Here is an 8,348-nt window from a genome sequence, read left to right on the forward strand (position 1 = left end):
CCCTTCGCCTAGACTGAGTTTCAGCAATGGCCAGCAGGATGTATTTTTTGGCCTACCAATGTCAGCGTCCAGCTACAAACAAGCGATTGCAAACGTTCGCCGAATGTCCTATGGATTCGCGTGACCGAGCGGTAAGCGCTCCGAATAGCAAGTAAAATGTCACGCTGTCTCGCTGGCTCACTCCAAACTGTGTTTACCTAATCTAATTATGACAACCTAGCACTGGTAGAAAGACACAGGCTCGAATTTCAAATATTACCCTACACTGCAAAATGGGAAACTGGGTATTTAACCGTGACAGCTTCGCATCTGCTATTTCTCTTTTCGTAGTTGAGGACAATACGAGCTGTCCCTCGCGTGTTACTGGTCAGCATCTGAAAGGTTATGACCTGATGTTCACCAGGTTTAATTATGACAAACTTAGTGGGTGTCAAGATAGAAAAATTAAGTTGTTGATTTCCACCGCAGTCGATATCGCCTGCAAGCCAAGCCTCTAAAAAAACTGGAACTTCACCAATATTAAAAAAGCTGACGTGAACAAAAAAGGCTTGTGCTGACGCATTATAGCTCTGTGCTGGTTCGACCTTATGCTCAACGATTATGTCGTATTTTCTAGTAAGGCCGAGCATTGCGGCTTTAGCAGACTTCGATGAGTTTATTGCAGAAAAAAGACTGAAGAGAGCAGCAGCCGAAGCAACAGTTACGGCAGCTGTATAGTAAAGATTTGTATCCAATTAAATGTCCTTACGATGTTTTTTTGAGATTCTACTTTATGTCACCCAGCTTAAGGTATCGCCAAATCAATTTGCTTACAAATTATTTTTAGCTTCGCATATTTTTCAAGTTCCCGTGACGCATTCACTCATGACGCCTCTACAAGTGTGGATGCGCATTATTCTAGGTAAGCCATAGGGCTTCTCTAAGCAAGGCTCTAGAGTCTGCAAAAGTAATTTGTCATCACTTGTCGCTGTACTAGATCAAGGAAGCCTAATCGTAGAATCCTCATCGGATGAGAAGTTTACAAGCAGGGAGCGTTGCAGATGCTGATGAACGTCGGCACATACCACACTTTAGTGAAGGGCCGCAGACGGCCAATAGTGAACGTTCATGACGGCCGCTTCCGACCCATTGCAGCCTTCACCGAGAGCTTCGAATGACCAAAGTCGGCCAGTTGATCTAGAGCTGTGGGTAGGGATTGTGAGTGGCAGGCCAGGAGGTTAGTCTTGCACACCCAGCACAAGGTGCGTTCAAACGTGCCTCGGTGTCTCTAAGTGAGTTGACTGATAAAAATATATGCGTTCTCCCATCTGTCTTCTTAAGTGTCAAATTACCGGCGCCCCATTCAAAGTCGCGCCGGAGAAAGCTGATCTATGCGCACAGCAACGTGACGATGACAAAATTGACTTTGTTATGGTGGACGAGCCCAAATTTGGTTTTAGAGTTCGGAAAGAATCAAATAGCCAAACACCAGAGATTGTTCTGCCCATTGCATCGCTAGAATACCTATGGGCTTTTTCACACCACTGCTGGGTACTAACGCAAGAATACGCAGAATCTCAACGAGCTGGCGCGGAGCAGTTTGACTGCGTTGGCAACCAGCGACTCAGGGAGTCAGCAGACATTCTCGAATGGGCAAAAGCCAATTTAACTGGAACTGGCACAGAGCCATGGCCTGAGTCAGGCCCTCGTCCGAGAGAGGATTCACACAACTGCGATGATTCGGCTGTCGCAACAGAGCTCTTCCTTTGTGCAGTCGCGTGGATTTTACATCATGAAATTGCGCACGTTGTATTGCAGCACCCTTTGATAGATACCGCTTTTTCGGAGCAAGAGGAGCGCGAGGCAGACAAATATGCGACCAAATGGCTACTGGACGGCCTGCCCCAATGCGACCCTAAACTGAAGAAGCGCGCACTTGGCCTCGCCGTCGCTGTTCTATGTCTACAGAGCTTAGAGGTTGGCATTGTTTCGTGTTTACGAAATACGCACCCAGCAGCACATGACCGAATATTCAATAACATCGCGATCTACCAAGTAGGAAATGATGAAGTCATAGACGCAATCTGCACGGTTGTTCTTCAGTACCTTTTTCATGAAGCTGGGGTCAAAGCAAATATCGACGGTGCGACTTTCTCAGAAATTCTTGGAGATCTGCTCTATGACATATCGCGTACAAAAAGCGACAATTAACCGTTCATTCAAGCCGGCACCGGGTCCAGGTTCTGTGCATTCGGTCTTTAGCACTTCACTCTTGGCCGACATCGAGAGTAGCTGAGAGGCAGATTTTGGCTAATAGCTGTCGCTCCCGACCGTCCGCATTCGGCCGATTGTGTTGAAAAAGTCGGTTTTCACAAAACACTCGAATATTGATGGATGAAAACACCCCTGTTGCCCGCCGCTACGTGAAATCCGAGCACTGAACCTTCAGCCAAAAATTCAGATTTCAATCTCAGGTGCGTACTTTTCTGGCGTGGAATTCGAAGCCGACTTTTTCAACAGAATCGGCCAATAGCGGACTCTAACGCCCGCATTTGTGGCTTGATTGACGTGCAGCGGAACCGGTCCGAGAAAAACTTTCATCAGCACTTAATTATTGAGCTAATGGACGGGCTTTAGCCCGACCCGGTGAACAAAAAGAATCATCTGAACAAAATTGTTATATATCAAAGCCACTTTCTAAATGATGCCAGCATCTTTTTGAAGCTTTCCAATGTGACTACTTAAGGATTTATTAAAAACAGGGATTGCATCACTTACAAATCCCCAATCAAAGCTCAACAAAGCGGTACTCCAGCCCACTCTATAAACAATCCCGTCTTCGCCAGCCTTTTTGTTACCGTGCATCATGGAGAAACTTTCTTGATCAAATTGAGCACCGTGCTTATTGCGGTACATCTTAGCATCCTCTATAAGCTTCTCGAATTTGACTTTTGCATCACCAGAGAAAGCCTCTGAAACTATCTCGTTAAGTACAGGTTCAAAAATAGCTTATTGTTTGAGGCGATAACACTTACTTTTCCATGACCGCCATTGAAGATGGTGCAAAACTTAATAATTATCTCTTCAGCTATTAGTTCATGGATAAGCTGCACATCATGTATATCGGAAAATAAAGAGCCATGTTTTTCTTCAAAGTTAGTCAGTGCCTCTCCATCAAGTCGCAAACCCGTTTTCAATCTTCTGCGCTCGTTGTCGTACAGCTCGGTAATAAGAAGCGGTCTTCCAGTGTTGCAGAAGCGATCAACTCGCAGCCAAGTGCCAGAAGATCAATCATCCTACTAAGGGCACTTGCCACAGATATAACCTACCAAGGGTTTCTTTCATTGTTAGCATAACCTTTATTTATTAGTTATAACAAAAGCTTAAGCGATTTTACTGGATAGATATATATAGCTAAAAGCAGACGAAATGTATTGACCACAAAGCCTTCCCTATCCACTCGAAAATCTTGTAGCCTATTGATTCAAATCCTTGTAAATGTCCGCTCCAGGAGGGGCGTCACTAGTGGACATCAGCAGTCGGCCAGAAATGAAACGCAGAAATGTCAATAGATTAGATTTGGAACCGAAGGAAATCAAATTGGGCCTTCCTTTGGTTCCGGATCTGGATCCATTAATGAATTGACCCAGAATCCTGGGGGGATTGGTAGTTTATAATGGTGGCAGGCAACCATTATCACCGGCCAAAAACCTGTCTTGACGGGCGACAGATTCTTCAAGTCTGAATTCATACTGCAGGCTTCTGCAATGGTTGCGAGTAATTTATCTCCCCCTTTATTCAAAGGTAGTCCACAAAGTGCTCGTCCATGAGATCTGTCACCTATATAGAATTTCTCTTCCGAAGTAGCATCAGGTAACCAAAGCTGCAACGTACAGTGCTCTAACTCATTTTGTGCAAGACGACTTAGCGCCTCGACATCTTTGGTTGCACCAAGAGCATGCAGCCACACAGCAATAAGGGGGACCACGGTACTACCTGCTGTTGCCTCTTTGAAATAATCGTCGGATCTGTCACGAGGATGTTCTGCGAGATCACGATAGTCTGAGAGGGAAGTAGTGTAACGCCCCCTAGTGAGAATAGTAAACTCCAAGCGCTTTGCCATTTCCTGGAGCCAAGAAGTTACACCTTCTGCATCAATTCCACTGACCAGCCAAAGCTGAAGGAAAAGAGCAATGCTGGTTCCTTGCCCATCGGTTATCGGTAGAAATAATATAGGGTTGTTTCTAATGATCGTTAGACCCGTTTGCGCGAGTTGTGCGACACGTTGCCTAATTTGTTCTACGTGTGTCTCACCGCCCCTCTCGCCTATCCAGTAGAGCCATAGGCCTGCCAAACTAATTCGAGCCAATACCTCAAATAGGGCTAAGTTCACATCCAATGAGCTTCGGGAGCCCGTAGCCATAGATATTCCATGCAATTTATCTGCATAAGGCAACACGCGATGGTCAATGAATTCCATAGAGATGGTGAGGTGAAGTTCGATCATCTGGCGAACGACAATACTGAGTGCCTTCAATTCCCGCCTATTGCTCCCGAGGGTAGGCCGTAGTAGCTCCCAAGCCATCAGTAGCGCCAACTCACTCGCGCGATATGGCGACTCGATATTGCCAGTACTACGGGCCCAAACAAACAGGATCCATAGACAGATATTTAGCTGCCGAGCAGATCGGACCCGGGCTTTCCCCGAGCCTATGCCAGCCTTCCTTAAGCTTTCTGCAAGGCGACTAAAGTGCTCATAAGAGACGTCTGGTTCATCAACCATAGCTACAGCTTTCTGGAAGCTGCTGCGCAAGGGTTTTGGAAGAATCTCCTCCCGAAGAATTCCGTTCAAAATCATTCCTGCAATCTTGTCGCCGTTCCACTCATCAAAGGTGACCTTAGCCGAAGTATTCCTATCGATGAAACCGGTTAACTTTTCCCGAACCTGCTCATTTACATCACCCCCAAAAGCAAGACAGATAACAATCTTCAGATCCTTGTATCTCGACGGGATTCTGTGAGGAATATAAGCATCTATAATTTCATCCAGCGATGATCGTAGTGCTTGCGGATTACCGTCCCAGTCTTGACGGGTCAAATCACCTTGTTTAACTGAAAACAGGAAGATTTTTTTCTCTCCATCGTCATCTTTCCCAACGGCCGCGATATCGACACCAAGTTGGCTTGTTCCTCTTTGAGGGCGTGAATAGACATTGAAGCCAAGCTCACTCAACAAATTTGGAAGTACAGCATCTAGCTCGTCCCTTTCTCTGAGCGAGGCCAAATAGTCACGAATCAACAGCTTCACTTTTTCATCCTCTCATTTCGGAAAACACGGAGAATGTAATCGAGACCAATCGGATCAACGACTTCCATGCGCGGCATCTCATAAGAAAAACCATGAGACTGAAGGTCGACCTCTACGTGTCTAAGTCCATCTTGACCATCGTCAATGAAACTCAGTGATCGATTTCCATATAACAACACTGAGCGATTCACTAATCCAAAAAAGATAGAACCTCTCTCGGCCTGCTTGTAACCCTCTCGCATCTGATCTGAGATGCGTAAACGTTCAATTCGGCGATGATGCTCCGATGGTTGAAGCTCAACAAGAAGTGGAACTGATCGCTGTGCGTCGATATACGCCAAATTCTGGGCAAGAGCCGCGGAGACAAATTTTCCCGCAGCATCCTCCGGAGTGAGACTCTCAAGATAATCTCGCACCCCGCCATAGTTTCGGAGCAATGTATCAACCAGCAGGCGTTGTACCTCTTGGGCAGTATGTGCATCGCAATACCGCAATATCGACACTAGAATGGATGCTGCTGTAGTCGGCTTAAGGAAGAACCAACCCACTGCTTTTCGACAAATGAATAGCTGTGTGGCGGGAGTGAGATCCAGGTCTTCGCCTTTAAGGGTCAATGGCACACCATCCAGCCCGGGCCCCTTTATAGCTTCGGCAAGCCCTCTACAAAGTTTTGGTAGTCCAAGCTCCAGCCACCGTACCACAACTCGACTAAGAAGATCCGGAGTGCCGGATATCAGACTGTGCGTGAAGCTATCAAACGCCTCAAGTTGTAGATCATTATCTTGGCGCGAAAGAAGCGTGGTAACGAGAGAAACAGCCGATTCATCGTAACCGAGCTCCAACAGCACCCGAAGGCCTAGATCTAGCTCTTCAATCGTTCCCTTATTGTCCGTGTCCAGTTGTTCCAGTGCATTCATCAAGAAACAAACGATATCGTTGGTGAGCGCCTGTCGGCACGACCAGAGTGAACGTGCACACTGATGTACTGTGAACGGACCAGGTTCAATCACCAGTCGACTTACGAGTGAGTTCGCCTCCGTAGAAGAAATTTGGTGACCTTGAGTCAGAATTTCCATTGTCGCATGTAGAATACTTGCGCTTACGGCATCCTCAGTATTGCTATTTAACAGTCTGTGGAAAAGTGTAAAGGTCTCGGCACAACCCTCTGAATTTGGATGTTCAATGCGCCCTAGGGCGGCGATTGCAGCCTGGCGACGTACACCCTCATATTCGATTGCCATTAAACGCGCCTCGCTGAGGTTTTTAATAGCCTCTAATGCGAAGACAAGATGTTGAGAGGCAAGCTCATTACCTCCATGCGCCGCAGTAATAACCTCATGGGCACGCATTGGAACGTTCGCACACCATTTGCGGAATGCTGAGTTTGGTTCATGGGCTGCTCCGTCTTGCCCCCCGCGAGTTACCAATCCATCAACACAACGCATCATCCGGTCAGGGGACGCATCTAACTCGGGCAAAAGGCGGCAAAAAAAGTGTGATGCCATAAAAAAATCGGTTCCTGGCAATTCCAGCAGAGCACCTTCTTCAATAAGAACTAACAAGTCAATAGCTCCGGAGTTGTGCAATGTGATGCAGCACTCCTCCATCCAACGAATTTCTTCACTCGCCCCCATTCCGAAACGTTGGGCCATTTGATTGGCTAGTTCTCCGCGCTCGAATAATGTAACTAATTCTGTGAATGTCGGTGACACGTCCCTGCCCCTCATGTCATTTATGACTAATAGACTGGTGCTTCATTTCATTTCTCACGTTAGAGATACTCTCTATCATCCGTGCGCTAGACGCCAGTTCCGTAGAAATTTCGCCCGCGCTGAAAGACTATGATTGTTCGTAAAGAAACAGTCGCGTATGTCTGCTTTTGGCCGATTCTGTTGAAAAAGTCGGCTTCGAATTCCACGCCAGAAAAGTACGCACCTGAGATTGAAATCTGAATTTTTGGCGGAAGGTTCAGTACTCGGATTTCACGTAGCAGCGGGCAACAGGGGTGTTTTCATCCATCAATATTCGAGTGTTTTGTGAAAACCGACTTTTTCAACACAATCGGCCGAAAGCGGCCCGTTACGCTGCCGGCTAATCGCTGACGCAGTTGGCGTACTGATGATTGCAGGTGATTAATCGCACCCATTGGGCAGAAAGGGAGTGGCGAGCACTCTGCCTTCCTGTGAATAGGCATGACCTCGTCCGTCCCTATTTCACGCACCAGAAGCGTTACACCACTTAGCTGAGTTACACGCCTAAAAATTAGTGTCCCCAAGCGGTGTATCAACAGAACATTCAATAAATACAGTGATTTAGAAAGCATCGTTACACCTGTCACATGAGTTACACCACATTTGTAGGGATATATAACCCCCGCTCCCCGAAAGCATCAATTCCACCAGCGAACGTCAGGTGCATGTCCCGAAGTGTGCCGGGGTCCCTGAGGTTATCTTTGAGATACGGGGTCGGAAACCAGCGGAACCTTGTTAACGGGAGAACTCCCAGCTTAGTGAACAGCCTGTTCACCTGTGCATTTGCCCTACGAAATGACCGCTCAGAGATCACCGTTACCGTTCCGGTAACGATGCCTCTTTTTCTTCAAGATCCTTTCAATTTCAACGTTTGAATTTCAGTAAGCTGGAGCACCTTCCGCTACCAAAGTCCCGCGGGTTTCCGACCCCGTGTCTTTCCAAATTCGTCAGGGGCCCCCGGCGTTTTTTCAGTCAGGAGACCGAGTCAGGCTAGCGACGAATGCTCTGATCTGGGTATGGTGCCATCCCGTCAAAATCTGCAGGGAAGCATCGATGTTCTGGAAGAAAGACAAATCAATCCGTGTCGAACTGATCACACCCATCACGCTCGTCACCGCTCCTCCCGTAGGCACACAGAGCCCAGCAGTATCCGAGCAAATACCTAACGTTAAAAAGCTCGAAACCAACGTCGATCTGGCGTTCAAGCTAATCAACTACGCGGCGCTGTGAACTGGCCTAATGATTTTGGACACTTCAATCGGGCGCTATGATAGCGCTCAAATCTGAGGTGTTTGGATATGCGTAAATCT

6 protein-coding genes are annotated in these 8,348 nt (G+C 47.1%); 2 read left to right on the top strand and 4 right to left on the bottom strand.

Translation table 11 applies throughout. The annotated features are described in order from the left end of the window. Positions 1 to 260 precede the first annotated feature (260 nt). The gene (locus tag AO064_RS30695; protein WP_147469637.1) at positions 261 to 734 is read right to left on the bottom strand and encodes a hypothetical protein; all 474 of its coding nucleotides are present in this window, start codon (positions 732 to 734) and stop codon (positions 261 to 263) included. 559 nt (positions 735 to 1,293) lie between these two features. Between AO064_RS30695 and AO064_RS14595 the strand changes: the two genes are divergently transcribed. Continuing rightward, positions 1,294 to 2,190 carry a phage exclusion protein Lit family protein gene (locus AO064_RS14595; RefSeq protein WP_064053777.1) on the top strand — a complete coding sequence of 299 codons (897 nt, stop codon included), beginning with the start codon at positions 1,294 to 1,296 and terminating at the stop codon, positions 2,188 to 2,190. A 486-nt stretch (positions 2,191 to 2,676) separates the two neighbouring features. Here AO064_RS14595 and AO064_RS31065 read toward each other — a convergent pair whose 3' ends face one another. From AO064_RS31065 to AO064_RS14610, 3 genes are all read right to left on the bottom strand, one after another. Beyond that, positions 2,677 to 2,895, bottom strand: a complete 219-nt coding sequence (locus AO064_RS31065) for a hypothetical protein (protein WP_208602908.1) — start codon at positions 2,893 to 2,895, stop codon at positions 2,677 to 2,679. Positions 2,896 to 3,574: 679 nt separating this feature from the next. Next, the gene (locus AO064_RS14605; protein ID WP_064053778.1) at positions 3,575 to 5,287 is read right to left on the bottom strand and encodes a hypothetical protein; all 1,713 of its coding nucleotides are present in this window, start codon (positions 5,285 to 5,287) and stop codon (positions 3,575 to 3,577) included. Then, on the bottom strand, positions 5,284 to 6,999 hold the full coding sequence (locus AO064_RS14610) for a hypothetical protein (protein ID WP_147469636.1): 1,716 nt from the start codon (positions 6,997 to 6,999) through the stop codon (positions 5,284 to 5,286). Before AO064_RS14610 ends, AO064_RS14605 begins: the two co-directional genes overlap by 4 nt. A gap of 1,092 nt (positions 7,000 to 8,091) precedes the next feature. Here AO064_RS14610 and AO064_RS30700 point away from each other — a divergent pair. Further along, the gene (locus tag AO064_RS30700; RefSeq protein ID WP_156521568.1) at positions 8,092 to 8,268 is read left to right on the top strand and encodes a hypothetical protein; all 177 of its coding nucleotides are present in this window, start codon (positions 8,092 to 8,094) and stop codon (positions 8,266 to 8,268) included. The last annotated feature ends 80 nt before the right edge of the window (positions 8,269 to 8,348 follow it).

Origin of the sequence: Pseudomonas marginalis (genome assembly GCF_001645105.1) — a bacterium.
Taxonomy (GTDB): domain Bacteria; phylum Pseudomonadota; class Gammaproteobacteria; order Pseudomonadales; family Pseudomonadaceae; genus Aquipseudomonas; species Aquipseudomonas petroselini.

Coding starts and splice junctions, on each gene's coding strand:
- AO064_RS14595 (WP_064053777.1), top strand. CDS start 1,294: ATGCGTTCTCCCATCTGTCTTCTTAAGTGTCAAATTACCGGCGCCCCA.
- AO064_RS31065 (WP_208602908.1), bottom strand. CDS start 2,895: ATGTACCGCAATAAGCACGGTGCTCAATTTGATCAAGAAAGTTTCTCC.
- AO064_RS30700 (WP_156521568.1), top strand. CDS start 8,092: ATGTTCTGGAAGAAAGACAAATCAATCCGTGTCGAACTGATCACACCC.